At 59.1% G+C, this 26,061-nt stretch carries 22 protein-coding genes, 8 pseudogenes and 1 riboswitch; of the genes and pseudogenes, 22 read left to right on the top strand and 8 right to left on the bottom strand.

Annotated elements, in window-relative coordinates; translation table 11 throughout:
• Positions 1-15: 15 nt before the first annotated feature.
• The 3 genes from rpoD to rpsU all read right to left on the bottom strand — a co-directional run bounded on the left by rpoD (position 16) and on the right by rpsU (position 4,437).
• Positions 16-1,860 carry an RNA polymerase sigma factor RpoD gene (rpoD, locus tag EIO60_RS09980; protein ID WP_258576692.1) on the bottom strand — a complete coding sequence of 615 codons (1,845 nt, stop codon included), beginning with the start codon at positions 1,858-1,860 and terminating at the stop codon, positions 16-18.
• 497 nt (positions 1,861-2,357) lie between these two features.
• Entirely contained in the window at positions 2,358-4,103 is a 1,746-nt protein-coding gene (gene dnaG, locus EIO60_RS09975; protein WP_258576773.1) for a DNA primase, read from the bottom strand.
• A 118-nt stretch (positions 4,104-4,221) separates the two neighbouring features.
• The gene (gene rpsU / locus EIO60_RS09970; protein ID WP_001144069.1) at positions 4,222-4,437 is read right to left on the bottom strand and encodes a 30S ribosomal protein S21; all 216 of its coding nucleotides are present in this window, start codon (positions 4,435-4,437) and stop codon (positions 4,222-4,224) included.
• Positions 4,438-4,723: 286 nt separating this feature from the next.
• Here rpsU and tsaD point away from each other — a divergent pair, with 286 nt between their 5' ends.
• The gene (gene tsaD, locus EIO60_RS09965; RefSeq protein WP_258576691.1) at positions 4,724-5,737 is read left to right on the top strand and encodes a tRNA (adenosine(37)-N6)-threonylcarbamoyltransferase complex transferase subunit TsaD; all 1,014 of its coding nucleotides are present in this window, start codon (positions 4,724-4,726) and stop codon (positions 5,735-5,737) included.
• Between the two features lie 59 nt (positions 5,738-5,796).
• On the opposite strand, the gene plsY is transcribed toward tsaD, so the two are convergent.
• Entirely contained in the window at positions 5,797-6,411 is a 615-nt protein-coding gene (gene plsY / locus EIO60_RS09960; protein WP_258576772.1) for a glycerol-3-phosphate 1-O-acyltransferase PlsY, read from the bottom strand.
• A gap of 108 nt (positions 6,412-6,519) precedes the next feature.
• On the opposite strand from plsY, the gene folB reads away from it, so the two are divergent.
• A complete protein-coding gene (gene folB, locus EIO60_RS09955) occupies positions 6,520-6,879 on the top strand; it encodes a bifunctional dihydroneopterin aldolase/7,8-dihydroneopterin epimerase (protein WP_258576690.1) in 360 nt (119 codons plus the stop codon).
• Positions 6,880-7,073: 194 nt separating this feature from the next.
• Positions 7,074-7,892, top strand: a pseudogene (gene bacA, locus EIO60_RS09950) (undecaprenyl-diphosphate phosphatase).
• An 18-nt stretch (positions 7,893-7,910) separates the two neighbouring features.
• Here the strand turns inward: bacA and EIO60_RS09945 are convergent.
• Both EIO60_RS09945 and EIO60_RS09940 read right to left on the bottom strand, forming a co-directional pair.
• Positions 7,911-9,143 (bottom strand): multifunctional CCA addition/repair protein, encoded by a 1,233-nt coding sequence (locus EIO60_RS09945; protein ID WP_258576689.1) that lies wholly within the window; start codon positions 9,141-9,143, stop codon positions 7,911-7,913.
• 227 nt (positions 9,144-9,370) lie between these two features.
• A pseudogene (locus EIO60_RS09940) lies at positions 9,371-9,533 on the bottom strand (TIGR04211 family SH3 domain-containing protein); the annotation flags it as partial.
• 453 nt (positions 9,534-9,986) lie between these two features.
• Here EIO60_RS09940 and EIO60_RS09935 point away from each other — a divergent pair.
• From EIO60_RS09935 to EIO60_RS16730, 15 genes and pseudogenes are all read left to right on the top strand, one after another.
• Complete coding sequence (locus tag EIO60_RS09935) at positions 9,987-10,430, top strand: phage protein Gp27 family protein (protein ID WP_309484704.1); 444 nt, start codon at positions 9,987-9,989, stop codon at positions 10,428-10,430.
• Positions 10,427-10,876, top strand: coding sequence for a terminase large subunit domain-containing protein (locus EIO60_RS09930; RefSeq protein WP_258576688.1), 450 nt, complete (start codon positions 10,427-10,429; stop codon positions 10,874-10,876). Before EIO60_RS09935 ends, EIO60_RS09930 begins: the two co-directional genes overlap by 4 nt.
• Positions 10,759-11,739 (top strand): phage terminase large subunit family protein, encoded by a 981-nt coding sequence (locus EIO60_RS09925; protein ID WP_258576769.1) that lies wholly within the window; start codon positions 10,759-10,761, stop codon positions 11,737-11,739. Before EIO60_RS09930 ends, EIO60_RS09925 begins: the two co-directional genes overlap by 118 nt.
• Positions 11,739-13,204, top strand: a pseudogene (locus tag EIO60_RS09920) (DUF935 domain-containing protein). Before EIO60_RS09925 ends, EIO60_RS09920 begins: the two are co-directional and overlap by 1 nt.
• Positions 13,191-14,013: pseudogene (locus tag EIO60_RS09915) on the top strand (phage head morphogenesis protein). The pseudogenes EIO60_RS09920 and EIO60_RS09915 overlap by 14 nt, the downstream one beginning before the upstream one ends.
• Positions 14,010-14,594, top strand: coding sequence for a phage virion morphogenesis protein (locus EIO60_RS09910; protein ID WP_258576687.1), 585 nt, complete (start codon positions 14,010-14,012; stop codon positions 14,592-14,594). Before EIO60_RS09915 ends, EIO60_RS09910 begins: the two are co-directional and overlap by 4 nt.
• A gap of 108 nt (positions 14,595-14,702) precedes the next feature.
• Complete coding sequence (locus EIO60_RS16740; RefSeq protein WP_374058169.1) at positions 14,703-14,969, top strand: hypothetical protein; 267 nt, start codon at positions 14,703-14,705, stop codon at positions 14,967-14,969.
• Complete coding sequence (locus EIO60_RS16735; RefSeq protein ID WP_374058168.1) at positions 14,941-15,207, top strand: hypothetical protein; 267 nt, start codon at positions 14,941-14,943, stop codon at positions 15,205-15,207. The genes EIO60_RS16740 and EIO60_RS16735 overlap by 29 nt, the downstream gene beginning before the upstream one ends.
• 9 nt (positions 15,208-15,216) lie before the next feature.
• Positions 15,217-16,153: pseudogene (locus EIO60_RS09900) on the top strand (hypothetical protein).
• Between the two features lie 3 nt (positions 16,154-16,156).
• Positions 16,157-16,510, top strand: a complete 354-nt coding sequence (locus EIO60_RS09895) for a capsid cement protein (RefSeq protein WP_258576686.1) — start codon at positions 16,157-16,159, stop codon at positions 16,508-16,510.
• Positions 16,510-16,967, top strand: a pseudogene (locus EIO60_RS09890) (gp436 family protein). Before EIO60_RS09895 ends, EIO60_RS09890 begins: the two are co-directional and overlap by 1 nt.
• Positions 16,967-17,428 carry a Gp37 family protein gene (locus tag EIO60_RS09885; protein ID WP_258576685.1) on the top strand — a complete coding sequence of 154 codons (462 nt, stop codon included), beginning with the start codon at positions 16,967-16,969 and terminating at the stop codon, positions 17,426-17,428. Before EIO60_RS09890 ends, EIO60_RS09885 begins: the two are co-directional and overlap by 1 nt.
• 2 nt (positions 17,429-17,430) lie before the next feature.
• A complete protein-coding gene (locus tag EIO60_RS09880) occupies positions 17,431-17,721 on the top strand; it encodes a hypothetical protein (protein ID WP_258576684.1) in 291 nt (96 codons plus the stop codon).
• Positions 17,718-17,846, top strand: a pseudogene (locus EIO60_RS09875) (hypothetical protein); the annotation flags it as partial. The gene EIO60_RS09880 and the pseudogene EIO60_RS09875, both read left to right, overlap by 4 nt.
• On the top strand, positions 17,835-18,065 hold the full coding sequence (locus tag EIO60_RS16730; RefSeq protein ID WP_374058174.1) for a helix-turn-helix domain-containing protein: 231 nt from the start codon (positions 17,835-17,837) through the stop codon (positions 18,063-18,065). The pseudogene EIO60_RS09875 and the gene EIO60_RS16730, both read left to right, overlap by 12 nt.
• Before the next feature lie 86 nt (positions 18,066-18,151).
• Here the strand turns inward: EIO60_RS16730 and EIO60_RS09865 are convergent.
• Positions 18,152-18,652, bottom strand: a pseudogene (locus tag EIO60_RS09865) (TIGR04211 family SH3 domain-containing protein); the annotation flags it as partial.
• A 141-nt stretch (positions 18,653-18,793) separates the two neighbouring features.
• Here EIO60_RS09865 and EIO60_RS09860 point away from each other — a divergent pair.
• From EIO60_RS09860 to hldE, 3 genes are all read left to right on the top strand, one after another.
• Positions 18,794-20,104: a CYTH domain-containing protein gene (locus EIO60_RS09860; protein WP_258576768.1), complete on the top strand. Its 1,311-nt coding sequence runs from the start codon at positions 18,794-18,796 to the stop codon at positions 20,102-20,104.
• Between the two features lie 22 nt (positions 20,105-20,126).
• A complete protein-coding gene (gene glnE, locus EIO60_RS09855; protein WP_258576683.1) occupies positions 20,127-22,967 on the top strand; it encodes a bifunctional [glutamate--ammonia ligase]-adenylyl-L-tyrosine phosphorylase/[glutamate--ammonia-ligase] adenylyltransferase in 2,841 nt (946 codons plus the stop codon).
• 75 nt (positions 22,968-23,042) lie between these two features.
• On the top strand, positions 23,043-24,467 hold the full coding sequence (gene hldE, locus EIO60_RS09850; protein WP_258576682.1) for a bifunctional D-glycero-beta-D-manno-heptose-7-phosphate kinase/D-glycero-beta-D-manno-heptose 1-phosphate adenylyltransferase HldE: 1,425 nt from the start codon (positions 23,043-23,045) through the stop codon (positions 24,465-24,467).
• 38 nt (positions 24,468-24,505) lie between these two features.
• Here hldE and ubiK read toward each other — a convergent pair whose 3' ends face one another.
• A complete protein-coding gene (gene ubiK / locus EIO60_RS09845; protein ID WP_258576681.1) occupies positions 24,506-24,811 on the bottom strand; it encodes a ubiquinone biosynthesis accessory factor UbiK in 306 nt (101 codons plus the stop codon).
• A gap of 327 nt (positions 24,812-25,138) precedes the next feature.
• Positions 25,139-25,286: riboswitch (FMN riboswitch) on the top strand.
• Between the two features lie 109 nt (positions 25,287-25,395).
• Between ubiK and ribB the strand changes: the two genes are divergently transcribed.
• Positions 25,396-26,052, top strand: a complete 657-nt coding sequence (ribB, locus tag EIO60_RS09840; protein ID WP_258576680.1) for a 3,4-dihydroxy-2-butanone-4-phosphate synthase — start codon at positions 25,396-25,398, stop codon at positions 26,050-26,052.
• The last annotated feature ends 9 nt before the right edge of the window (positions 26,053-26,061 follow it).

The raw sequence follows: 26,061 nt of genomic DNA, 5'->3' as shown, positions 1-26,061 counted from the left end.
TAACGCGACAGCGAATCAGTCGTCTAGGAAGCTGCGCAGCACTTCCGAACGGCTCGGGTGGCGCAGTTTACGCAGCGCTTTCGCCTCAATCTGACGAATACGCTCACGCGTTACGTCAAACTGCTTGCCGACCTCTTCCAGCGTATGGTCGGTGTTCATGTCGATACCGAAACGCATGCGCAGCACTTTGGCTTCGCGCGCGGTCAGGCCCGCCAGCACGTCGTGGGTGGCGGAACGCAGACTCTCGGAGGTGGCAGAGTCAAGCGGCAGCTCCAGCGTGGTGTCTTCGATAAAGTCGCCCAGATGCGAATCTTCATCATCCCCAATCGGCGTCTCCATTGAGATCGGCTCTTTGGCGATCTTCAGCACCTTGCGGATCTTGTCTTCCGGCATCAGCATGCGCTCAGCCAGCTCTTCCGGCGTCGGCTCGCGGCCCATCTCCTGCAGCATCTGGCGCGAAATACGGTTGAGCTTGTTAATGGTCTCAATCATATGCACCGGAATACGGATGGTACGCGCTTGGTCAGCAATAGAGCGGGTGATCGCCTGACGGATCCACCATGTCGCATAGGTCGAGAACTTATAGCCGCGGCGGTATTCAAACTTATCAACCGCCTTCATCAGGCCGATGTTGCCTTCCTGAATCAGATCGAGGAACTGCAAACCGCGGTTGGTATATTTCTTCGCGATGGAGATAACCAGACGCAGGTTCGCCTCGACCATCTCTTTCTTCGCGCGACGCGCTTTGGCTTCGCCGATAGACATGCGGCGGTTGATGTCTTTAACCTGCTCGATAGTCAGGCCGGTTTCTTCTTCGATCTGATGCAGCTTTTGCAGGCAGCGCATCACATCTTCTTCCACTTCCTGCAGCTTCTCGGACCACGGCTTGTTCATCGTCAGCGCGGCTTTGAACCAGCTCTCGCTGGTCTCGTTGCCGGTGAACAGGGTGATGAAGTTCTTCTTCGGAATTTTGCACAGTTCAACGCACAGCTTCATGATGATGCGCTCTTGCGTACGCACGCGCTCCATCATCTCGCGCATGTTGTTGACCAGGTAGTCGAACTGCTTCGGCACCAGGCGGAACTGTTTGAATACGTCAGAGAGGTTCTGAATCTCTGCTACGGCGTCAGCGTGGCTGCGACCTTTGCTCTTGATGACGTTACGGGTCGTTTCATACTGCGTGCGCAGCTCGACGAACTTCTCGCGTGCCAGCTCTGGGTCGATAGAGTTATCGTCGTCGGAGTTGTCGTCTTCGCTCTCTTCGTCTTCATCTTCGTCGTCGTCGCGGTCTTCTTCAGACAGCTCGGAGCCGACGTGCGTGGCGGTGGGCGCCAGATCTTCTTCAGCGTTGGGATCCACGAAGCCGGTGATCAGGTCGGAGAGGCGCGACTCGCACGCTTCAACTTTGTCGTACTGTTCCAGCAGATAGGTAATGGCTTCCGGGTATTCCGCCACCGAACATTGTACCTGGGTGATACCGTCTTCGATGCGCTTGGCGATGTCGATTTCGCCTTCGCGCGTCAGCAGTTCAACGGTACCCATTTCGCGCATGTACATGCGCACCGGGTCGGTGGTGCGGCCAATTTCAGATTCTACGCTGGATAACACCTGAGCGGCGGCTTCCGCGGCATCTTCGTCAGTATCGGCGCTGTTTTCGTTCAGCATCAGATCGTCGGCATCAGGGGCTTCTTCCACCACCTGAATACCCATATCGTTAATCATCTGGATGATGTCTTCGATCTGATCGGAGTCGACGATATCTTCCGGCAGATGGTCATTGACCTCAGCATAGGTCAGGTAGCCTTGCTCCTTACCACGGGTGACAAGCAGCTTGAGCTGTGACTGCGGGTTTTGCTCCATAAGACGGTATCCATACTTCTGTTAATTAGATTGGTGTCGGTCGGCAGCGAGCCAACTATAACAGTGAAGGCGTTGTGTTTTTGCCGCTGCCTTCGTCGCGGCTAGGGCTTTTGCCCATAATATATCGGCACTTAAGCCGCTTTGAATTCTGTTCCGGGTCTGGCTGACTGGCCATTTTCACATCCAGTAGTGCTCGCACAAGCTGCTTTGAGCAACCTGAAATTCCTTCAGGGCGGCCCTGAAGAGGTGAGCGTAGCGATTAATCCTCGCGTACTTCAGTACGCGCCGGGTGCTGTGCGCTGGAGCGGCTGGCTTCGCCGCCGTGGTCCAGCTAACTGCGCGCGCTGGACTGACCGGCGCTATTTATCTCTGAACGATCGCTTCTCCGGCTTCGCTTATCCGCTCGCGAAGCCTTAGTTTGCGGCGGTGCGCCCCAGAAACGAATGGGCCAGAAATGCACCTTTGGCGATGCGCACGCTTCTAACCCAGTTAAAATTCTACTTTTTTGCCAGCGCCTGACTTAACGTCCAGAATTCGCGGCGCCCTTCGGCGCTCAATCCCTGCGAGCGATCGCGAGCAATCAGCTCTTCAAGGTGCTGTTCCAGTGCGGCGTCATAAATACTCGCCAGCAAGTCGTGAAACACCGCTTCAACTTCCTCATCTACTATCATGTGGTTCCATGTAGCGAGGGTTTCAAGTGTCTGACTAAAATTTGTGCCGCGATATAACTCTAGTAGCTGTCCGGTCGTCAATCCAGGATTCTCGATGCAGCGGCTCACCAGTTCGATAAACAGCGGTAAGCCCGCCATTTTAACCTGAGCAAGCCCGTCCAGCGTCGGCACCAGTGCCGCCAGCGGCGGACTCTGCACCAGCAACGCTACCAGCACGCGCATCGTGGTGCGCTTCAGCGGCGGCGCCGTCGGCGCTGCGTCGCTGGCCGCCTGCTTCGGCATTAGCTTCTCTAACTGGTTATCGTCAAGAATGCCCAGTTTATTACCTAATTCCTGACGCATATAAATGCGCAGGGTTTCGCCCGGGATCTGGCTGATCAGCGGCAGCGCCAGCGTGCTCAGGCGGGCCTTGCCGTCGCGCGTGCTCAGATCGACCTGCGACAGCAGCGTGTCGAACAGAAACAAGGAGAGCTGCATCGCCTGCTCCATGCGCACTTCAAACGCCTCTTTGCCCTCTTTACGCACCAGCGTGTCGGGGTCCTCGCCGTCAGGCAAAAACATAAAGCGTAGCTGACGACCGTCGTTCATATAAGGCAGGGCGGTTTCCAGCGCGCGCCAGGCCGCTTCGCGACCCGCACGATCGCCGTCGTAACAGCAGATCACCGTATCAGTGCTGCGGAACAGTAGCTGGATATGCTCGGCTGTGGTCGAGGTGCCCAGCGACGCCACGGCATAATCGATGCCGAATTGCGCCAGCGCCACCACGTCCATATAGCCTTCCACCACCAGTAACCGAGCGGGCTGCGGATGGTTTTTTTGCGCTTCATACAGGCCGTAAAGCTGGCGGCCCTTATGGAAAACCAGCGTTTCCGGCGAGTTCAGATACTTTGGCGTATCGTTGCCCAGCACGCGGCCGCCAAAGCCGATAACGCGTCCGCGCTTGTCGCGGATGGGGAACATGACGCGCTCGCGAAAGCGGTCATAGGTGCGGCCTTTGTCGTTGGAAACCAGCATGCCGGCCTCCATCAATGACTCGCGATCCTCTTTATTGCCGCCAAAGCGTTTCAGCACGTTATCCCAGCCCGCCGGGGCAAAGCCAATCGAGAAATGCTCGATGACCTCGGCGCTGAGGCCGCGGCTGCTGAGGTAGTCGCGCGCGCCGCGCGCATGGGACTGCGTCAGGCTCTGCTGATAGAACCCGTTAAGGCTCTCCATCAGCTGATACAGGCTCTGGCGCTGATGGCGCTCCATCTGGTTCGGCCCGCTGCCCGCTTCATAGGGCACTTCCAGACCGTGCTGCGTCGCCAGCTCTTCGATGCTCTCGACAAATTCCAGGCGATCAAAGTTCATCAAAAAGTCGATGGCGTTGCCGTGTGCGCCGCAGCCAAAGCAGTGATAAAACTGTTTGTCGCCGTTTACGGTGAAAGAGGGAGTTTTTTCATTATGGAAAGGACAGCACGCATGGAAGTTCTTACCCTGCTTTTTCAGCTTAACACGGGCATTGATAAGATCCACGATGTCCGTGCGGGCAAGCAGATCGTTGATAAAAGCGCGTGGGATTCTTCCAACCATAAGCCCCAAATTTTCAGCTCATAAACGGCAACAAACCGCACTTCCTTTCGGAAAGCACGGCCTCTTCCGTGACTCTGTCTGCGTTTAACACGCGGTGGAGGCGAACCTCCGGAAGGACTTAGTACAGACGAGTGCGGCGTGCGTTTTCGCGAGCCAGTTTCTTGGCGTGACGCTTAACTGCAGACGCTTTAGCGCGCTTACGTTCTGTGGTCGGTTTTTCATAGAACTCACGACGACGAACTTCAGCCAGAACGCCTGCTTTCTCGCAGGACCGCTTGAAGCGACGCAGTGCTACGTCGAACGGCTCGTTTTCACGTACCTTAATTACCGGCATGTAACTCTCACCTCGATAAAATTCGTTTTTTGCTGCTGACTGCGGCGCCAGCACACTTCAAATATAATACAGTATCTTATTCTAAGGCAGGTTGGTTTGTAAAGCACCATAGACAATTAAGAACCAACAGAAGCGTTTGCCTATGTGGCTGCCGGTTTTTCAAGGGTAATGGAGGAGCATAGCGCACTCCTTATTTATCCGCCGGCACGACTTTTTGCTACGAAAGCGTCGCTTGGCGCGGAGGTTGCTGTGCTACACTGCGCGCCGCAAGTAAGAGGTAAGTGCTATGCGAATTCTGGGTATTGAAACATCCTGCGATGAAACCGGCATCGCAATCTATGATGACGAAGCGGGCCTGCTGGCCAGTCAGCTTTACAGCCAGGTAAAACTGCACGCCGACTACGGCGGCGTGGTGCCGGAACTGGCGTCGCGCGATCACGTGCGCAAAACCGTGCCGCTGATTCAGGCGGCACTGAAACAGGCGAACCTGCAGCCGCAGCAAATCGACGCCGTCGCCTATACCGCCGGGCCGGGCCTGGTCGGTGCGCTGCTGGTCGGCGCGACCATTGGCCGCGCGCTCGCCTTCGCGTGGAAGGTGCCGGCGGTACCAGTGCACCATATGGAAGGCCATCTGTTCGCGCCGATGCTCGAGGAGAATCCGCCGGCGTTTCCGTTTGTGGCGCTGCTGGTGTCGGGCGGCCATACCCAGCTGATTAGCGTCACCGGCATTGGCGAATATGTGCTGCTCGGCGAGTCTGTCGACGACACGGCAGGAGAAGCCTTCGATAAAACCGCCAAGCTGCTGGGGCTCGACTATCCCGGTGGACCGATGCTGTCGAAAATGGCGCAGCAGGGTGTGGCGGGGCGCTTTACCTTCCCGCGTCCCATGACCGACCGTCCGGGACTCGATTTCAGCTTCTCGGGCCTGAAAACCTTCGCCGCTAACACCATTCGCGAAAACGCGGACGATGCACAGACCCGCGCTGATATCGCTCGCGCCTTTGAGGATGCGGTGGTGGACACCCTGATGATCAAGTGCAAGCGCGCGCTGGAGCAGAGCGGCTTCAAGCGGCTGGTGATCGCCGGCGGCGTCAGCGCCAACCGCACCCTGCGCGAGCGCATGGTGCAGATGATGCAGGCGCGCGGCGGCGAGGTCTTCTATGCACGTCCGGAATTCTGCACCGACAACGGCGCGATGATCGCCTATGCGGGCATGGTGAGGCTGAAAGGAGGCACCCGCGGCGAGTTGGGCGTCAGCATCCGGCCGCGCTGGCCGCTGGCGGAACTGCCGGCTATCTGATGTGAAAAAGCCGGCAGCGCCGGCTCTTTTTTTGCTGTAAAAAGCCGGTATTGCCGGCTTTATTTTTTCTCTTCTTCGCGCGCTTTTTTGCGCTTCCAGATTTTGCTCTCCTGACCGCGCCACAGCCGCTGAATATTGTCGTGATGACGCAGCAGGATCAGACCGGAAAGCATCGACACCGGAAAGGTGAACTGCGGCTTAACCCACCAGACGTAGAACGGCGCGATCAAGGCGCTGACGATGGCGCCTAGCGACGAATAGCCGCTCAGCAGCACCGTCAGCAGCCAGGTGCCTGTCATCAGGCTGGTCAAATCCCAGCCAATGGGCGCGATGGTGCCGAGCGCGGTCGCGACGCCTTTGCCGCCGCGAAAGTGAAAAAAGAGTGGGTAGATGTGGCCGAGGCAGGAGGCGATGGCGGTCAGGCCGAGGAACAGCGGCGTCACGTGCAGCAGATAGGCGAGCCAGACCGGCACCATGCCTTTGAGAATATCGAACACTAGTACGCAGGCCGCCACGGCCTTGCCGCCGATGCGCAGCACGTTGGTCGCGCCGGGATTGCCGGAGCCCTGGGTGCGCGGATCGGGCAGCTCGGCGATTTTGCAGACTAGGATGGCGCTTGAAATCGAACCGCAGAGATACGCGAAAATAATCATACCGGACGCGATAGCGCTCATCATACCGTACCGTTTTCCTCAGGGTCGTTTTGTCTTTATGAACCGTGGATAATACGCATTATATGCCGGAAGTGTTATCCGGCTTAGCCAAAAACAGAGACTGCTATCATGGATATCGTTTTTATCGAACAACTTACGGTGTACACCACTATTGGCGTTTACGACTGGGAGCAGGGCATACAGCAGAAGCTGGTGCTCGATGTGGAAATGGCCTGGGATAACCGGCAGGCGGCGCGCAGCGACGACGTCAGCGACTGCTTGAGCTATGCCGACGTCGCCGAGGCGATCCTCGCGCATCTCAGCGGCCAGCGTTTCGCGCTGGTGGAGCGCGTAGCAGAAGAAATCGCGGATCTGCTGATGGCGCGTTTCAACACGCCGGGCGTGCGGATCAACGTCGCCAAGCCGTGCGCTGTGGCGCAGGCGGCGGCGGTGGGCGTGCGCATCGAGCGCGGGCCTATTCCAAAATGATTTCATTGTCATTGCCATCACAATGAAACCAAACCAAATTATTTTTTTGTCATAACTGGCGCCGCTGCGTTGTTGCACGTAGAGGATGCCGCAAGCCTTAAGGTTTCCCTCAGGCAGGCGATGGCAAAATTTCAGGCGAAAGCAGCTTGCGACAGCCTTTTTAATGGGTTTGAAACGGATATAAGGAAAAGTTGATGGCCGATATTCATTAGCTTTGGGTAGCTGCAATACTGGGCATTGTGGAGGGGCTTACTGAATTCCTGCCGGTCTCCTCTACAGGGCACATGATTATTGTCGGTCACCTGCTGGGCTTTGAGAGCGAAAAAGCAGAGACCTTCGAAGTGGTGATTCAGCTCGGCTCTATTCTGGCCGTGGTGGTGATGTTCTGGCGTCGTCTCTTTGGATTAATCGGCATTCACTTCGGCGAAGTAAAGCATAAGGGCATGGGGCGCGGCCACCTGTTACTGATCCACATCCTGCTCGGGATGATCCCGGCGGTAGTGATTGGACTGGTGCTGCACGACCAGATCAAAACGCTGTTTAATCCGATCAATGTGATGTATGCGCTGGTGGTCGGCGGCGTGCTGCTACTGGCGGCGGAATACCTCGAGCTAAAACAGCCGAAAGCGGTGGGCATTGACGATATTACCTATCGCCAGGCCTTTATGATCGGCTGCTTCCAGTGTCTGGCGCTCTGGCCGGGCTTCTCACGCTCCGGCGCCACCATCTGCGGCGGCATGCTGATGGGCGTCAGCCGCTACGCGGCATCGGAGTTCTCGTTTATCCTCGCCGTGCCGATGATGATGGGCGCCACCGGCGTTGACCTCTACAAAAGCATCGGTTTCCTGACGATGGAAGATTTTCCGATGTTCGCCGTCGGCTTCGTCACGGCGTTTATCGTCGCGATGATTGCCATCAAGGCGCTCCCAGAGCTGATCAAACGTATTTCGTTTGTTTCTTTCGCCATCTATCGCTTTATCGTCGCGGCTGCCGTCTACGCCGTCCTTATGTAATGCCAGCGCGGCCGGCTGTCAAGCTGGCCGCATCTCCTCGATTCCCTGCGCCACGGCGGCAATCCGACGTCGCGTCAGCTCTTCCCGTACCGCCGCGCCTTTAAATCCAGCGTCGATGACCGCTTTGGTCGGCACCGCCTGCGCCAGCGCGAACGCCCGACGCAGATAGTCGCCCTGCGGATAGGCCATGCTCTCCAGCCTGGCGCGGCCGCGCGCATCCGCTTCGCTGGTCAGGGCGATCTGCTCCACCCGCTGCGGCTTGCGCCAGGCATCGATGCGGTCGAACAGCGCCACCAGCGCGTCAGCGGACTGCCGCTCGATGGTATGCACCACGTCGTGAAACTCCGTCACGATCAGCGCCAGATCACGGATGGCGTTCGGCACGCGCAGCCGCTGACACAGCGCCCCCACCAGCGGCACGCCCGCGGCGCCGTGGCCGTGATGGCTTGGCCACTTCTCTGGCGGCGTCAGCGCCTTGCCGACGTCGTGGAACAGGGTGGCGAATCGTACGTCCACCGCGTCCGACAGCGACGCCGCCAGCGTCAGCGTCATCAGTGTATGCACGCCGGTGTCGATCTCCGGATGCCACTTCGCCGGCGCGGGAATGCCAAATAGCCTGTCAATTTCCGGGAACAGCACCTCAAGCGCGCCGTAGTCGCGCAGCGCCTGAAAATAAACCTGCGGGTTGCGCGAGGTGAGCGCCTTCTCCGTCTCTTTCCAGACGCGCTCGGCGGTCAGCTGACTCAGCTCGCCGCTCGCCGCCATCTGGCGCATCAGCGCCTGGGTTTCGTCGGCGATGCGGAAATTCAGGTGGGCGAAGCGCGCGGCGAAGCGCGCGACGCGCAGCACGCGCAGCGGATCTTCGTTAAAGGCGGGCGAAACGTGGCGCAGCAGCCGTGCGCGCAGATCGCGCTGGCCGTGGAAGGGATCGATCAGATCGCCGTTTTCCGTCTGGGCAATGGTGTTAATCGTCAGATCGCGCCGCTGCAGATCCTGCTCCAGCGTCACGTCCGGGGCGGACCAGGTGACAAAGCCAGTGTAGCCCGTACCGTTTTTGCGCTCGGTGCGCGCCAGCGCATACTCTTCGCGGCTTTTGGGATGGAGAAAGACCGGGAAGTCGCGGCCGACCTGCTGGTAACCCTGCGCCTGCATCGCTTCCGGCGTCGCGCCGACCACTACCCAGTCCCGGTCTTTGACCGGCAGCTTCAGCAGAGCATCGCGAACGGCGCCGCCTACCAAATACGTCTTCACTCAACAACTCCAGAGATAATAAAAATGGCGCACCGGGCGGAACCCGGCGCTTAACATCCAGCTCGCTCATTGCTCTATTGTTGCACACAATTGCCAGATTGCAGCCATGAGAGAAAGGGCATCAATCGATGCCCTTAGATGACGGGAGCGATCGCGCGGGCGCTAAGGGCCGCTAAGCGAAGCGTTGCCTAGCCCTTTGCCCTGTATGGCTGGCCCTGGAGAGGGGCTCAGTTCATCCAGCTCATCCAGCGATCTTTTTCTTACGGCGCGGCACCATGTGCGGCAGCAGCAGCCCCAACAGCAAACCGACGCCGAGCACGCCGCCGCCATACATAAACTACTGCATAATATGGTGCGCTGTTTGTCATCCAGCAGAACGTTGGCGGCACTGATGATAGGACGTGAGATATTTAAAAGGGAAACGTGCGATAAATGTGGATCTACCTGGGACAAACTGGATCTATCTGGGACTAGTCAGGGTGATTAAGTTACACATAGTGAAACAGAAATCATTACTTAAAATCATCTGCCACGATTCGAGATATCTACCTAAGAAAATAAAAATTAGTCTTCATACTTAGCAGTATGTAGCCAAATGATTTTTTTCATATAAATAACACTACATCATAAATATTAAGTATTTGGCTATATCATAGTAATTACTCAATATCGAATACAGCAGGGGGAAGTGGGTGGATCATTGCTTGCACTCGCGCTTGCGCTACAGCCAACTCTGCGCGAACCTTTGAAAGCTCCAGTTCTTTATGAGCTAGCAGGTGTTTATGTACAAGGAGTGGGTCTGCCATTGCACGCACACCTTCAATCGTATGGGAGCTGGAAGCCTTGCTGCGTGAAAAAGGGTACAGCATCGGTCGCGCACAAATTTCCCGTTATGGTCAAAAGGTGCAGCGCCGCTTTGCCGCCATTCGTGACGCGACTGAAGCGGCGCGGCAACTGACCAAGGGTGCGCCCGATGACCAGGATACCCGCTCAGAGTCTATTATAGCTTTGGTGCAGACTGAATTACTCAATAGCCTGCTGGAGGCACAAACCATCAAGGAAGAAGCGGGGTCGCCGGTTGAACGGGCCGAACGCTTTGCCCGCATGGCGAAAAATCTGGCCCCGATTATTCATGCCAGCGTCAGCCTGAAAAAAATGCAAGGCCAGCTTAAAAAAATCAGCGCGGAAATGGCCAAGCTGGAGCAGGAAGCCCAGCAAGGTAAAGCACATGTCAGTCTGGATACCCTGAAGCGGGTGCGTGAAGAAATTTACGGGATTATCTCATGAGCAAAAATGTTGAACTCTACCCTTACCAGCAGCGCTGGCTGCTTGACCGGTCACGCTTTAAAATCGGCCAGTTTGCCCGCCAGACCGGCAAAACTTTTACCACCACACTGGAGCTGGTTGACGACTGCCTTGAGACCGAGGCCCGTGGCGGTCGCACCCGCTGGGTCATTCTCTCGCGCGGTGAACGACAGGCCAAAGAGGCGATGGAAGAAGGGGTCAAAAAGCATTGCCAGGCGTACGGTCTGGCCATCCGTGAAATCGAAGGCAGCGTGAAAGGGCCGGGCAGTGAACGTTACACGATGCTGGAGGCGGTGCTGCCCGGCGGCGTATTACCGCACTCCCGGCGAACCCGGATACGGCGCGCGGCTTTGCCGCCAATGTATTTCTCGATGAGTTTGCCTTTCATGCCGACAGCCGCAAAATCTGGACGGCGCTGTTTCCGGTGATATCGAACGGCTACAGGCTGCGCGTCACCTCCACCCCGAACGGCAAAGGCAACAAATTCTATGAACTGATGACCGATGCGTCATTAGATACCGTCTGGTCGCGCCGTGTGGTGGATATCTACCAGGCGGTGCGTGAAGGGTTGCCGCGCGATATTGCCGACATGCGTGCCGCCCTGAACGACGAGGATGCGTGGGCGCAGGAGTTTGAACTCAAATGGCTCGATGAAGCATCAAGCTGGCTCTCCTATGAACTGATTGACGGCGTAGAGCATGACCTGGCGGGTATCCCCGAACACTATGCCGATGGCCCCTGTTTTGTCGGCGTTGATATCGCCACCCGTCATGACCTGTTTGTCATTTGGGTGATTGAGCAGGTGGGGGATGTGTACTGGACGCGCGACATCATTACCCGCAAACGGGCCACCTTTGCCGAGCAGGACGCGCTACTCGATGATGTCTTTTTTCGCTACCGGGTACTGCGTTGCTGCATTGACCAGACCGGCATGGGCGAAAAGCCGGTGGAAGATGCCAAACGCCGTCATGGTACCCATCGTGTCGAGGGGGTGTTGTTTACGGCCAGTAATAAACTCACGCTGGCCACGCGCGGCAAGGAAATCTTTGAAGACCGCCGGTTGCGTATTCCGCAAGGTGACAAGGCGTTACGGGCTGACCTGCACAAGTTAACGCGCGTGACCGGCCCGACCGGTGCCCCGCGCTTTGTGGCCGACAGCGATGCCAGTAGCCACGCTGACCGCGCCTGGGCCTGCTTTCTGGCGCTCAATGCCGCCGACAGCCCGACCGGGCCGGGACGTGTTTACTCCCGCCGCCCCCGACAGGCTAACCGATTACTGGAGGGCTATTAATGGCACACGGACTCTATATCTCACCAACCGAATTTGTCGCCTTCGCCGACCCGCGTCGGCCACTGATGCGCACCATTGCCTCGCGCGAGCGCAGCCCTGCAGGCATTCTGGGGTTTACCCAGTGGCTGCCTAACCCGGGCGTGATATCAGCGTCTACCGTGAACTGCGGGCTGAACCATTAGTTGGCAGCAGCATTCGACGCCGTAAATCAGCCGTCAAGGCGCTAGAGCGGGGTCTCACGCCCCGTAATGCTGACCCGGCTGTGGTGGATTTTCTGCGTGAGGTGATGGAAGGCTGGGATATCGACCGCATCATCGGCGAGCTGCTGGATGCGGCCTTCTTTGGCTACCAGCCCGCTGAACTGACCTGGGTCAAACGTCACGACCGCCTGCGGGTCAGTGATATTGTTGGTAAACCGCCGGAGTGGTTCAGCTTTGATGACGGCAACCAGCTGCGCTTCCGTGCCAGACAGGCCGGGCTGGCCGGTGAATTATTGCCCCCGCGCAAGTTTTTGGTGGCAACACAGGACGCCACCTTTGATAACCCTTACGGCTTTCCCGACCTGTCGATGTGCTTCTGGCCGGTGGCGTTTAAAAAAGGCGGCTGGCGTTTCTGGATGCGCTTTACCGAGAAGTACGGCAGCCCCTGGCTGGTTGGCAAACACCCACGCGGCATCGCCGATGCGGAAATCGATCTGCTGCTCGATTCGCTCGACAAGATGGTGGAAGACGCGGTGGCGGTTATTCCCAATGATTCCACGGTAGAAATCATTGAATCCGTGGGCAAGGGCGCCTCCAGCGACATCTATCGCCATCTGATTGCGCTGGCGCGCTCTGAAATCGTCATTGCCCTGCTGGGACAAAACCAGACCACCGAAGCAGAGACCACGCACGCCTCGGCGCAGGCCGGACTGGAAGTCGCCGCCGATATCCGCGATGGCGATGCGTCCATAGTGATGAGTGCCATCAATCAGGTACTGCAGTTTATGGTGGAGCTTAACTTCGGTGAGGTGCCAATGCCTTCATGGGAGCTGTGGGCGCAAGAGACCATTGACGAGACCCAGGCCAAACGCGATTTGAGCCTGTCGCAGGCCGCGACGCTGTTTACCCCGCAATACTTTATGCGTGAGTACAACCTGCAACCGGGAGACCTGCGCGAGTCTGCGGTCATGACGCCCCTGACGAACGCGGCCTTTGCCGAGACGCAATCCGAAGAAGCCGGGCTGGCAGAGGATGAACTGGAGCACGCGCTGGAGAGTCTGATAACGCGCGGGCAACTGGGTAACGCCATGCAGCCGATACTGGCGTCGCTGTTTGCCGCCGTCGAGCAGGGCCAGTCTCCCGAGGCATTAATGGGCATGCTGGCAGAAATGTATCCGCGTATGGCGGCTGACCGTCTGCAGGCGCACCTGGCGCGGATTTTATTTGTGGCGAAAATCGCCGGGAGGCTCAGTGCTCACTCGTGATGACATTGCCGTCTGTTTTGGCCTGCCGCCTGCACGCGCCATTGCCTACCTCAGAGCCAAAGGCTAACGCATCACCTGGGACTGGGAGGAGATGTGGCAGGAAGTGCATTCACAAGCCTTTACCGTGGCGAAAGTGATGCGCCTCGATATTCTGGAGGATATCCGCCAGGCACTGGGCCCTGGCGGAAGGCAAGACCCTGCAGTGGTTTAAAAAGGAGTTGACCCCCATACTGCAGGCCAAGGGATGGTGGGGAAAAACCGATACCACCGACCCCGTCACGGGCGAGTCGGTCACCGTCCAGCAGGGCAGTGCATGGCGGCTGGAGACGATTTACCGCACCAATCTCTCTATGCTCTACAGCGCCGGACGCTGGGCCGAGCAGCAAGCCAATATCGATGATCGGCCTTACTGGATGTACGTGGCTATCCGTGATAATCGCACGCGCAAAAGTCATCTGGCGCTGCACGGATTGGTTTTCCCGGCGGATGCTCCGTTCTGGCAGACTTTCTATCCCCCTAACGGCTGGCGCTGTCGCTGCAGCGTGATGGCGCTCTCCGCCGACGACGTGCGTCAGCGCGGGCTGGCGGTGGGGACGGCAGCCGATCGACTGGAGACGGCGCTCAGACAGGTCTTTGAAAAAACCGGGGAAATGAAGGCGTTGACCACGTTTCATTTACCGTCCGGTAAAACCCTCAGCCCGGATGTCGGCTTTTCCTATACACCCGGTCGTGCTTACGCCCCTGACCTCGCGCGCTACGGCGGCCCGCTGGCTGCACTGGCGCGTCAACAGTGGCGAGGGGCATCATGAAAGACCTGATGCACATTCAGATTGATGCCCGCGAACTGGCAAAGGGACTACGCGACCTGAGCCTCGCCGGGCAGGACATGACGCCGCTGATGCGCGCCCTGGCAGAAACCCTCAAGACCGAAACCGACCTCAACTTCGAGGATGAGGGGCACCCGGCCTGGCAGCCTTCCGTGGCCGCCCTGGCCAGAGAGGGCATGACCTTGTCGGCCAGCGGCCAGCTACGCGGCAGTGTCACCACCGACTACAGCAGCCATCATGCCACGGCGGGCAGCAACCTCGATTATGCGCGTATTCATCAACTGGGCGGCAAGGCCGGACGCCAACGCCGCGTCACCCTGCCCGCGCGACCGTATCTGCCTGTTGATGAGCAGGGCGCGCTTCAGCCTGGTATCGAACAAAAACTGCTGGAGTCGGTGCTACGTTTATCTGGAAAGGGCCACCCGCCGCTAACGCCCGTGGTGCGTTTTACGGCGTTCAGGCGGGTCAGTTTACCCCTGAACGCCCTGACGGCCTTTATAAACCTTTATAAAGGCTTTCCTGCGCCATTTTTATCACCTGCGTTGACGGTCGTCGCCTTTTAACGGCATGATGTGGGTGACCCGCCGTTATCCGTACATTCTTAACCCCTTTAAAAGCCTGCCCTGTTTTCACACGCCACACTGTCCCCCTGTCTATTGACCGGAGGGGACATGAGCACACTCCATATTTTCAAAGCCGGTACGCATACCGATATGCACGGCAGCAGGATCCAGTTTAGTGAAGCAGCGGTCGCGGCGATGGTGCAGGCTTACGATCCGGCGCTGTACGATGCGCCTATCGTGGTCGGGCATCCTGCGCTCGACGCCCCTGCCTACGACTGGGTAAAAAGCCTGGTGGCACAGGGTACTGATGTGCTGGCTGAACCCCAGGACGTCTGCCGCCAAAAACGTGGTGGCGGCGCTGCTGGATGCGGTTGAAGGCGGCGACCAGCCAGTCGCCTTCAGCGAGGGCAGTCTTACCCAGCCGCTGGGCGAGGCGTTTCGAAACGTGCTGAAAACCTCCCCGCCGCTGGTCAGTTTCAGCGAGGTGGCGACCAAGGCACGCGGCAACCCGTTGGGGCAGTCGGTGGAGTTTGCCGATGCTGACCCGGTCGCGCTGGCCCTGGCGAAGTCTGAAAACATCAGCTATGAAGCGGCGGTCAAGCGCTGCCTGTAAGGAGAGAGTATGTCTGATTATCTCAAGGGGAAGCGCATCGCTGAACCGGTACTGACCACCGTCGCCCTGGCTATAAAAATGCCGCGTTTATTGGTGAGCAGCTGTTCCCGATGGTGATGATGGAAAAGGAAGGGGCGAAAGTGCCCACCTTCGGCAAGGGTCTGTTTGCGGTGTATGAAACGCAACGCGCCGTCGGTGCCGACAGCAATATCATGATCCGCGAAAAACAGGACGCGATGGACATCGTGCTGGATGAACATGATTTGGCCGCGCCGGTGGATCACCGCGAACAGGCCGAGTCGATGTTCAATGAAGAAGCCAAGGCGGCGAAACGTGCCACCCAGGGGATTGCCCTGCGCCGTGAGCGTTATGTGGCCGAGCTGGCGCAGGACAGCAAAATTTATCCGAAAGAAGCCGTCAAAAAACTTACCGCCGCCACAGGCTGGGGTGCCAAGGACAGTAATCCCCTCAAGGATATTGAAGCCGGTATGGAGGTGGTGCGCAACAACATTGGTCTGCGACCGAATGTGATCACGCTCGGCGCGTCGGTGATGGCGCTGCTGCGCTTTCATCCCGCGCTGCAGGTCGCTATCGGGGCTAATGAACGTAAACGCATCACAGAAGAGATGCTTAAAGATCTGTTCCAGGTCGACAGCGTGCTGATTGGCCAGCCGCGTGCCCTCTCCCAGGATGGCAAGACGGTCTCTGATTTGTGGGCGGACAACGTGATGCTGCATTACGTGTCCGGGCCGCAGGCTGGTAGCGATAGCGCCGATGAGCACGAGCCGTCATTTGGTTACACCTTCCGCCGTCAGGGTATTCGATGGTCGATAAGTTTGATAGTGCCGGGGGCAAGGTGGTGAACGTGCGTTACACCGATATCTACAAGGTGGCAGTGGTAGGCAGTGATGCCGGTTATCTTATCACCAACGTAAAAGGAGCCTGAGTCATGGTGACCCAACAGGTGGTACTGACCACCACAATAATGGCTGCCGAGGCGTTAATCCAGCACCGACTGGTCGGCATCTCCGGCAAGGTTTTTAAAGGCAGCGGTACCGAACTTGGTGTGGCTGACATCGCGGGCAAAAAAGGCGATGTCGTGCCGGTCAATGTCCTGGGCATTATGGCGGTCGAGGCCGGTAGTGCCATCAGTGTCGGCGAATTACTGAAATCCGATGACCAGGGTCGGGTTATGCCGGAGTCTGCTTTGGAAAAAGGCGCATTACCGGCCTCCACGGTCGGTGTCGCGCTCGATAGCGCCACTGCCGAAGGCCAGCTTATCCGCATGGTGCGAGGTATCTGATGGATTACTGCACACCTGATGATGTGGCGACGGTTATTCCCCGCCAGACGCTGATTGAGCTGACGCAGGACGGGATGACCATGGCGATTGACCAGGCGCTGCCGGACGTCGTTAATGAAACTGTGGTGAATGACGCCATCCGGTATGCGGTTGAGCTGATTGATACGCATCTGCGCGGGCTACCCTGCCGCTGACGCAGGTACCCACTGTCCTCAGGGATTTGGCGCTGAATCTGGTGTGTCATGCCCTCTATCGCCGCCGCCCTGAAGGTGACCTGCCGGACGCGGTGAAGGAAAGCTACCGCGCCACTGAGAAAACCCTGGTGGCGTTGCGCGACGGCAAGCTGACGCTGGGTATTCAGGCGACACAGAAGGATATGCCCGAGCCGGGGGAATACCGTGTCCGCAGCCGGGAGCGGCAATTCGGTGGCCCTGATGGCCTGCTGGAGCGCTACTGATGGATACCCTTACCCTGCTGAGCGCGGTGGTTGAACGACTGCGCCTTCAGCTGCCGGGGCTGCATGTGGATTTTTTCCCCGAACGGCCTGAGCAGTTTCGCCTGAATCATCCGCACGGGGCGGTGCTGGTCAGCTACGGCAAATCCCGCTTTGGCCAGACGCAGGATATCGGGGGGGTTATTCAGCCGCAGACCGTCAGACTGACCACCACGGTGGTGGTGAGGCAGCTTAACGGCAAAGGTGGCGCGGTGGCGGTACTTGATCAGGTGCGCCAGTGTCTGGGCGGCTGGCGGCCACCCGACTGCCAGCGTGATATCTGGCTGGTCGAGGAGGTCTTTTTGGGGCAGACCGAGGGGCTGTGGCAATACGCGCTCACCGTTGAGACCGTGACGGTCTTTATCCAGGGCGACCGCCCCGAAGACAATCCCCCATTAACCCATATAACCCGTGAGGAGCAATAAAGATGGCCCTGTTTCGTTATGACGGCCCACCCAGTGGCGTCACCCTGCGTACCGGCGAGGTGCTGCAGGAAGTCCTGCTCTGGCCGGGGCGGGAAGTGAAAATGCCGGAAGATCATGAGTACACCCAGACACTGGTGTGTCTTGGTTATCTGACGCGCCTGGATGCGCAACCGGTCTACCTTGAACCGGCGGCGCGTCCGGTGACATCCCGGCCTGCCGCCACCCCCTCGTCGACAGAGAAGGCGGGCAAGCAGAAAACAGACAGCCCGAGCACGGAAGGAGAAAAAGCATGAGCGATCCCTATGTACACGGCCCGGAGACCATTGAGGTCGAGCGCGGCCCCCGTCCGGTACGAGGCTCTAAATCATCGGTGATAGGACTGATAGGCACCGCCCCGACGGGCGCGGTGAATCAACCCAGGCAGGTCTGGCCGCAGCGAGAAGCAGGGGACGTATTGGCGGTAGACCCTTGCGCATTATCTTCTGCACAGCAACAGCAGGCTAAAAAATTACTTGAGTCCGGCCATAACAGAAAACAGCTGGCATTACTGTATGGCGTTTCGCTGGCCAGCATCTACAAATATTGTCCAGTTAACCGGAATGCTCGAACAGGCCAAAATGGCTTTGATGAAAAATAACAGTGTAATTTCTTTGCACTGATGGAAACAAAAGTAGCCCGTCATTTATCGCACGTTTTGGCTTCAAATATCGCACGCCGCATCACACTGACCTTTTTCTGCGCCACAATCAACTCGTTCTTCAGCTTCTGGTTCTCTTCTTTCAGCCCGTTGATCACAGCTGTCGCTGTTAGCGACTTTGTTCTGCATTTCCGCGGTGCGCTGGTTCCAGCTGTTGTCGATATTGCCGAGCTTGGCAGGTAAGATCGTTAACCTGCTGCTCCAGCTGCGGCACGCGAGTGCGCAGACTGGGTTCGGCGCTCAGCTGCGACAGCGGGAGCCAGACGGTGCGGCCTTCCGCATCGCGGATCTGGCCATAGTTGGTGTCGGCATTGGTCTGAAGCAGCTGCACTTCTTTCGCCCGCGTTCAGCTTGCCGAGCAGGCGATACTGATCGCCCGGTCCGCTGCGAATCCAAGTGGATAATTCGTCGGAGATATAGCGCTTTTCGTCTGCATGAGTGGGGGCGAACGTGCTGAGAGCCAGCAAAGTAAGGCCTGCGATTACGATTTTTTCATTCGATGTCGTTTTAGCTTGGGGTCTGTAAATTTACCGGCACAGTCTGGAACCGCCTCGCATAAATTTGGCCGCGAAAGCGCAAAGAAAGCAGAGACAGCGTGCCTTCTGTGCATTACTCTTCGCCAGTGAATCCTCGTAAGTGCCAACAGCGTCGTATTGAATAAAAATACTATGACCATCGAAACCGAACTAAAGTTCATTGCCACGCCTGACGCCGCCAGCAAGCTGGCGCAGACTCTTACCGCGTTTCCGCATCAGCATCAGGCTGCGCGCGCGCTGAGCAACACCTATTTTGAAACCGACGACAACCAGCTGCGCCGCTGGGACATGGGCCTGCGCATTCGCGGCGTGGATGGTCATTATGAGATGACGCTGAAAACCGCCAGGAAAACCCTCGGCGGTCTGCATCAGCGGGCGGAATATAACATCGATCTGACGGAAGCGAAGCTGGATATTGCGCGCCTGCCCGACGAGGTATGGCCGCAGGGCACCGATGTCGCGGCGCTGCAGCAGCGCCTGCAGCCGCTGTTTAGCACCCACTTCCAGCGCGAAACCTGGCTGGTGCAGGTGGGAGAGAGCAAAGTCGAAGTCGTGTTTGACCGCGGCGCGGTCGCCACCGAAACGCTGAGCGAGGATCTGTTCGAAGTTGAGCTGGAGCTGAAGAGCGGCCAGCGCAGCGACATGATGACCTTCGCCGCGCAGCTGATCGCCATGGGCGGCCTGCGTCTGGGCAGCCTGAGCAAGGCGGCGCGCGGCTATCAGCTGGCGCAGGGCAACCCGGCGCGTCCGCTGCGTCCCTTCCCGCTGCTGAAGGCAGCGCCGAAGGCCACGGTGGAGGAGGGCATGATCGCGGCGATGTCGAGCACGCTTAGCTACTGGCAGTACCATGAAGAGGTGTGGCTGCGCGGCGACGCCAGCGCGCAGCACAGCGTCGTCGAGGCGCTGGAAGCGCTGCGCCAGGCGTTTTCGCTGTTTGGCGCGCTGGTGCCCCGCAAGGCCAGCAGCGATCTGCGCCAAAAGCTGACGGCGCTGGAAGAGCTGCTGGCGGAGCCGGTAAAAGATGCACAGGCGCTGAGTTTCTCGCCGCTCGCTGTCAAAACCCAGTTAGCGCTTACTCTCTGGTTGGTGGAAGCGCAGTGGCGCCGCTGGATCGACGCCAGAGGTCAGGCGAAGCTCGACGGCTCGTTCAAGCGCTTCAGCGACATTATGCTGAGCCGCATCGCCGCCGATCTCAAAGAGACCTTCGGCGATGTACAACAGGCCAATGAGTATCACGACAAAGCTACGCGTCTGTCGCGTCAGCTACTGGCGGTGCATCTGCTGGCGGGCGCCTATGCGCCGAAGGCGGTCACTATCTGGCTGGCGCCCTGGCAGCAGCTGCAGCAGGCGATTGCGCAGAATCAGGATCACTGGCTGAAATCGCTCGCGGGCCAGGCGATCCGCCAGCCCGCCTTCTGGCTCAACAGCAGCACGCCGCGCTAGGCAAACCCATCAGGGAGAGAAGATGCTGTCTCCGTTACCCGCTGAATTACAGGCGCAGGCGGCCAGGGTGGCCGAACGCCTTGGCGTCGCCGCAGACGCCCTGACCGACGCACAGCGCGCCGCGCTGGCGTTCAGTGAGTTTATTGCCGACAACCTGCAGCGCCACCCGGAATGGTGGCAGGCAATGCAGGAGCAGCCGCCGCAGCCGGACGAATCAGAGCACTACGCGCGCTGGCTCGACGCCGATATCGCGGGCGTCGACAGCGAGACGGCGCTGATGCGCGTGCTGCGCCTTTTCCGTCGGCGCATGCTGGTGCGGGTGGCATGGATGCAGTGCCTGCATCAGGCCAGCACGGAGCAGAGCCTGCAACAGCTCAGCCTGCTGGCGGAAGTGCTGATCGGCCGTGCCCGCGACTGGGTCTATCAGGATTGCTGCTGCGATTTCGGCACGCCCTGCAACAGCGCGGGCGAGCCGCAGCCGATGCTGATCCTCGGCATGGGCAAACTGGGCGGCGGCGAGCTGAACTTCTCTTCTGATATCGATCTGATTTTCGCGTGGCCGGAAAACGGCGTCACGCGCGGCGGCCGTCGCGAGCTGGATAACGTGCAGTTCTTTACGCGCATGGGACAGCTGCTGATTAAAGTGCTGGACCAGCCCACCATGGACGGCTTCGTCTACCGCGTCGATATGCGCCTGCGTCCTTTCGGCGACAGCGGCCCGCTGGTGCTCAGCTTCGCCGCGCTGGAGGACTACTATCAGGAGCAGGGGCGCGACTGGGAGCGCTACGCGATGGTGAAGGCGCGCCTAGTGGGCGACGCTCAGGGGCGCTGGAGTCAAGAGCTGCAGCAGATGCTGCGTCCGTTTATCTATCGCCGCTATATTGACTTCAGCGTGATCCAGTCGCTGCGCAATATGAAAAACATGATTGCGCGCGAAGTGCGCCGACAGGGCCTGACCAACAACATCAAGCTGGGCGCGGGCGGCATCCGCGAAACCGAATTTATCGTGCAGGTGTTTCAGCTGATCCGCGGCGGACGTGAGCGCTCGCTACAGCAACGCGCGCTGCTGCCGACCCTGGTGGCCATCGGCGAGCTGGGGCTGCTAACGTCGGAACAGGTTGAAACGCTACGCGCGGCCTACCTTTTTCTGCGTCGTCTGGAAAACCTGCTGCAAAGCATCGCCGACGAGCAGACCCAGACGCTGCCAGCCGATCCGCTCGATCGGGCACGTCTATCCTGGGCGATGGAGATGGAAAGCTTTCCCGCCTTAACGGCGCGGCTGGAGATGCATATGACCGCGGTGCGCGCCGTGTTTGACGAGCTGATCGGCGAAGAGATCCCGGAAATCAGCGATCGGCCTGATCTGGCGGGGTTCAACAGCATGTGGCGGGACCCACTGGAGGATGGCGAGCTGGCGGCGCTGGTGCCGCAGCTGGGCGATGAGGCGCGCCAGACGCTGCACCGCGCGCTGGAGGATTTCCGTCAGGATATTAGCCGCCGAACCATCGGTCCGCGCGGCAGGCTGGCGATCGATCAGCTGATGCCGCGGCTGCTGAGCGAGGTATACCAGCGCGACGACGCCGCCGTGACCTTCAGCCGCCTTGTTCCCCTGCTGCTGGGGGTGCTGACGCGCAGCACCTACCTGGAGCTGCTCACCGAATACCCCGGCGCGCTGCGGCATCTGATCCGCCTGTGCGCGGCCTCGCCAATGATCGCCAGCCAGCTGGCGCGCTATCCGCTTCTGCTGGATGAGCTGCTCGATCCCGCCACGCTCTATCAGCCCACTGCCACCGACGCCTACCGCGACGAGCTGCGCCAGTACCTGATACGCATTCCTGCCGACGATGAAGAGCAGCAGCTGGAGGCGGTACGCCAGTTTAAGCAGGCGCAGCAGCTGCGTATTGCCGCCGCCGATATTGCAGGCACGCTGCCGGTAATGAAAGTGAGCGATCACTTAACCTGGCTGGCGGAAGCGATTATCGAGTCGGTGGTGCAGCAGGCGTGGCTGATGATGGTGCAGCGCTACGGCCGCCCCGGCCATCTGCGGGAGAGCAGCGAGCGCGGCTTTGCCGTGCTGGGCTACGGCAAGCTGGGCGGCTGGGAGCTGGGCTACAGCTCCGATCTCGATCTGGTGTTTCTGCACGACTGCCCGGCGGACGCGATGACGGACGGCGAGCGCAGCATTGACGGCCGCCAGTTCTATCTGCGTCTGGCGCAGCGCATCATGCATCTTTTCAGCACGCGCACCGCCTCGGGCATCCTCTATAAGGTGGATGCGCGGCTGCGGCCTTTCGGCGCGGCGGGCATGCTGGTGAGCACCTTCGACGCCTTTGACGACTATCAGCGCCATGAAGCCTGGACCTGGGAACATCAGGCGCTGGTGCGCGCCCGCGTGGTGTTTGGCGATGAGGCGCTGGCCGGACGCTTTAATGCGATTCGCCGCGCCATCCTCTGCCTGCCGCGCCCTCCTGAAGTGCTGCAAAAAGAGGTGCGCGAGATGCGCGAGAAGATGCGCGCCCATCTCAGCAACAAGCATAAAGGGCGCTGGGACCTGAAAAGCGACGAGGGCGGCATTACCGATATTGAATTCATCGCGCAATATCTTGTCTTACGCTACGCCGCCGAGCAGCCGGATCTGACGCGCTGGTCGGACAATGTGCGCATTTTCGAGCTGGCGGCGCGTTATGACAAAATGGCGGAGCCGGAGGCGCTGACGCGCGCCTATGTGACGCTGCGCGACGCGCTGCACCACCTGTCGCTGCAGGCGCTGCCCGGCCATGTGGAGCCAGACGCCTTTGCCGCGGAGCGGCAAATCGTCACCGCAAGCTGGCAGCGCTGGCTGGCGTCGCCGCTGACACCTTAAGCGCCGGTTGATGGTGCGGATCGCATCTGTGCTATCATCCACGCACTATTTTTACTGCAGTCTGGAGTCCCTGGAATGAAAGTTACTTTGCCCGCGTTCGACCGTGCTTCGGTGCTGGTCGTAGGCGACGTGATGTTAGATCGCTACTGGTATGGCCCAACCAGCCGTATCTCTCCCGAAGCGCCGGTGCCGGTGGTCAAAGTAGACGCCATCGAAGAGCGTCCGGGCGGCGCGGCAAACGTGGCGATGAATATTGCAGCGCTGGGCGCCTCTTCGCGGCTTATCGGCCTGACCGGGGAAGATGATGCGGTGCGCGTGCTGGGCGAAACGCTGAAGAATGTGAACGTCCAGTGTGACTTCGTGGCGGTCGACACTCATCCCACCATTACGAAACTGCGCGTGCTGTCGCGCAATCAGCAGCTGATCCGCATCGATTTTGAAGAGGGGTTTGAGCAGGTGGACCCGGAGCCGATCCATCAGCGCATGCGTCAGTCGCTGGCCGCCGCCGGCGCGCTGGTGCTGTCCGACTACGCCAAAGGCGCGCTCTCCAGCGTACAGAGCATGATCCGTCTGGCGCGCGACGTTGGCGTGCCGGTGCTGATCGATCCCAAAGGCACTGACTTTGAGCGCTACCGCGGCGCGACGCTGCTGACGCCCAACCTGTCGGAGTTTGAAGCGGTGGTCGGCGAGTGCAAAAACGAAGAGGAGATCGTCAGCCGCGGCATGCAGCTGGTGGCGGATTACGAACTCTCCGCGCTGCTGGTGACCCGTTCCGAAAACGGCATGACGCTGCTGCAGCCCGGCAAGGCGCCGCTGCATCTGCCGACACAGGCGCAGGAGGTGTTCGACGTCACCGGCGCGGGCGATACCGTGATTGGCGTGCTGGCGGCGACGCTGGCGGCGGGCGACTCGCTCGAAGAGGCCTGCTTTATGGCGAACGCGGCGGCAGGCGTGGTGGTCGGCAAACTGGGCACCTCGACCGTCAGCCCGGTTGAGCTGGAGAATGCGATTCATGCGCGTCCGGATGAGGGCTTCGGCATAATGAACGAAGCGCAGCTGAAAATCGCGGTCGAGCAAGCGCGCAAGCGCGGCGAGAAAGTGGTGATGACCAACGGCGTGTTCGACATTCTGCATGTGGGCCACGTCTCTTATCTCGCCAACGCGCGCAAGCTGGGCGATCGCCTGATTGTGGCGGTCAACAGCGACGCCTCGACGAAGCGCCTGAAAGGCAGTAGCCGTCCGGTCAATCCGCTGGTTAACCGCATGATCGTGCTGGGCGCGCTGGAGGCGGTGGACTGGGTGGTGGCGTTTGAAGAGGATACGCCGCAGCGTCTGATTGCCGGCGTACTGCCCGATCTGCTGGTGAAGGGCGGCGACTACAAGCCGGAAGATATCGCAGGCAGCAAAGAGGTGTGGGCGAACGGCGGGGATGTCCGGGTGCTTAACTTCGAGGACGGTATCTCGACCACCAATATCATCAAAACTATTCGCGGCGAGTAATCCTGCAGCGGTCGCCTGGCGCGCCCGCCATCAGCGCCTTACTGCGGGGTATCGATTTTGCCCGCGGGATCGGAAGTTACGACGGCCGGGGCCAGTGCGGCAGGCTGCTGGCTTTCCAGCTGCGCAAGACGCTGTTCCAGCGCGGCCAGCTTTTCACGGGTGCGCAGCAGCACCTGCGTCTGCACGTCAAACTCTTCGCGACTCACCAAATCCATACGCGTCAGCTGCGCCTGCAGAACCTGGCGAATTTTCTTTTCGACATCGTCGCTAAATTCACGAATCCCTTTCGGCATAGCTTCGTGCACCTGACGCGCAAGTTGTTCAATTTTTTTCGTGTCGATCATGATGATTCCTGGTTTCGGGTTGCTGGTGACAGCGGGGTGGATGCCTGAGATGTGTTAAGTGTAATGCCTGAAACGAAAAGGTTAAATCCGAATCGACACGGCAGGAAACGCAAAACCTGTGCGGCGCGCAGGAATGCGCCATTGAACCGGAACCGGACCAGTAGTAAAGGCGATCCTCTCTGCTGTCGTCGCCTGCCGGCTGGCCTGACGCGCGTCGCTTTTCGCGCCAGTGTCGTTGTTTACGGCTATTTTTTTACCGCCTGAAATGCAAAAGCATTTGCGGTTTTGATGATTGCCCGGCCTGAGGAATGGCGTTATAGTGATTTTGCTTATTCTCAGGGCGGGGCGAAATTCCCCACCGGCGGTAAATCAGCAGCAGCTGAAAGCCCGCGAGCGCTTCCCGGCAACGGGAAGGTCAGCAGATCCGGTGTAATTCCGGGGCCGACGGTTAAAGTCCGGATGGGAGAGGGTAACGACATCTGCCGGGCTGCGCCCGCTTCGCGTTATTGACATGTCTTGAAGACATAACTCCTAAGCTCGCCCTGATTCTGGTAACTCATATATTTTAATAAGGCTTTATTACCATGAATCAGACGCTTCTTTCTGAATTTGGCACGCCGGAACAGCGTGTAGAACGTGCAGTCGCTGCGCTCCGTGAGGGACGCGGCGTGATGGTGCTTGACGATGAAAACCGCGAAAACGAAAGCGATATGATCTTCGCTGCGGAAACCATGACTGTTGAGCAGATGGCGCTGACCATTCGCCACGGTAGCGGCATTGTCTGCCTCTGCCTCACCGAAGAGCGCCGTCAGCAGCTTGAGCTGCCGATGATGGTGGAGAACAACACCAGCTCCTACGGCACCGGCTTTACAGTGACCATCGAAGCTGCCGAAGGGGTGACTACAGGCGTGTCCGCGCAAGATCGCATTACCACTATCCGCGCGGCGATTGCCGACGACGCGAAGCCGAGCGATCTAAACCGCCCGGGCCACGTCTTCCCGCTGCGCGCGCGCGACGGCGGCGTACTGACGCGCGGCGGCCATACTGAAGCGACCATCGACCTGGTGACACTAGCGGGCTTTAAGCCAACAGGCGTACTGTGCGAACTAACCAACGATGATGGCACCATGGCGCACGCGCCGGAAGCCATCACCTTCGCCAAAGCCAACAATATGCCGGTTGTTACCATCGAAGATCTGGTCGCGTATCGCCGCGAGCATGAAACACGTCAGGCGAGCTAAGCTGCACCG

The organism is Candidatus Pantoea persica (assembly GCF_013753875.1).
Classification (GTDB): Bacteria; Pseudomonadota; Gammaproteobacteria; order Enterobacterales; family Enterobacteriaceae; genus Pantoea; species Pantoea persica.
Note: the sequence above shows the minus strand (reverse complement) of the source record. Positions and strands in the feature narration are given on the sequence as shown.

Coding starts and splice junctions, on each gene's coding strand:
- rpoD (WP_258576692.1), bottom strand. CDS start 1,860: ATGGAGCAAAACCCGCAGTCACAGCTCAAGCTGCTTGTCACCCGTGGT.
- dnaG (WP_258576773.1), bottom strand. CDS start 4,103: ATGGTTGGAAGAATCCCACGCGCTTTTATCAACGATCTGCTTGCCCGC.
- rpsU (WP_001144069.1), bottom strand. CDS start 4,437: ATGCCGGTAATTAAGGTACGTGAAAACGAGCCGTTCGACGTAGCACTG.
- tsaD (WP_258576691.1), top strand. CDS start 4,724: ATGCGAATTCTGGGTATTGAAACATCCTGCGATGAAACCGGCATCGCA.
- plsY (WP_258576772.1), bottom strand. CDS start 6,411: ATGAGCGCTATCGCGTCCGGTATGATTATTTTCGCGTATCTCTGCGGT.
- folB (WP_258576690.1), top strand. CDS start 6,520: ATGGATATCGTTTTTATCGAACAACTTACGGTGTACACCACTATTGGC.
- EIO60_RS09930 (WP_258576688.1), top strand. CDS start 10,427: ATGAGCAAAAATGTTGAACTCTACCCTTACCAGCAGCGCTGGCTGCTT.
- EIO60_RS09910 (WP_258576687.1), top strand. CDS start 14,010: ATGAAAGACCTGATGCACATTCAGATTGATGCCCGCGAACTGGCAAAG.
- EIO60_RS16740 (WP_374058169.1), top strand. CDS start 14,703: ATGAGCACACTCCATATTTTCAAAGCCGGTACGCATACCGATATGCAC.
- EIO60_RS09895 (WP_258576686.1), top strand. CDS start 16,157: ATGGTGACCCAACAGGTGGTACTGACCACCACAATAATGGCTGCCGAG.
- EIO60_RS09885 (WP_258576685.1), top strand. CDS start 16,967: ATGGATACCCTTACCCTGCTGAGCGCGGTGGTTGAACGACTGCGCCTT.
- EIO60_RS09880 (WP_258576684.1), top strand. CDS start 17,431: ATGGCCCTGTTTCGTTATGACGGCCCACCCAGTGGCGTCACCCTGCGT.
- EIO60_RS09860 (WP_258576768.1), top strand. CDS start 18,794: ATGACCATCGAAACCGAACTAAAGTTCATTGCCACGCCTGACGCCGCC.
- glnE (WP_258576683.1), top strand. CDS start 20,127: ATGCTGTCTCCGTTACCCGCTGAATTACAGGCGCAGGCGGCCAGGGTG.
- hldE (WP_258576682.1), top strand. CDS start 23,043: ATGAAAGTTACTTTGCCCGCGTTCGACCGTGCTTCGGTGCTGGTCGTA.
- ubiK (WP_258576681.1), bottom strand. CDS start 24,811: ATGATCGACACGAAAAAAATTGAACAACTTGCGCGTCAGGTGCACGAA.
- ribB (WP_258576680.1), top strand. CDS start 25,396: ATGAATCAGACGCTTCTTTCTGAATTTGGCACGCCGGAACAGCGTGTA.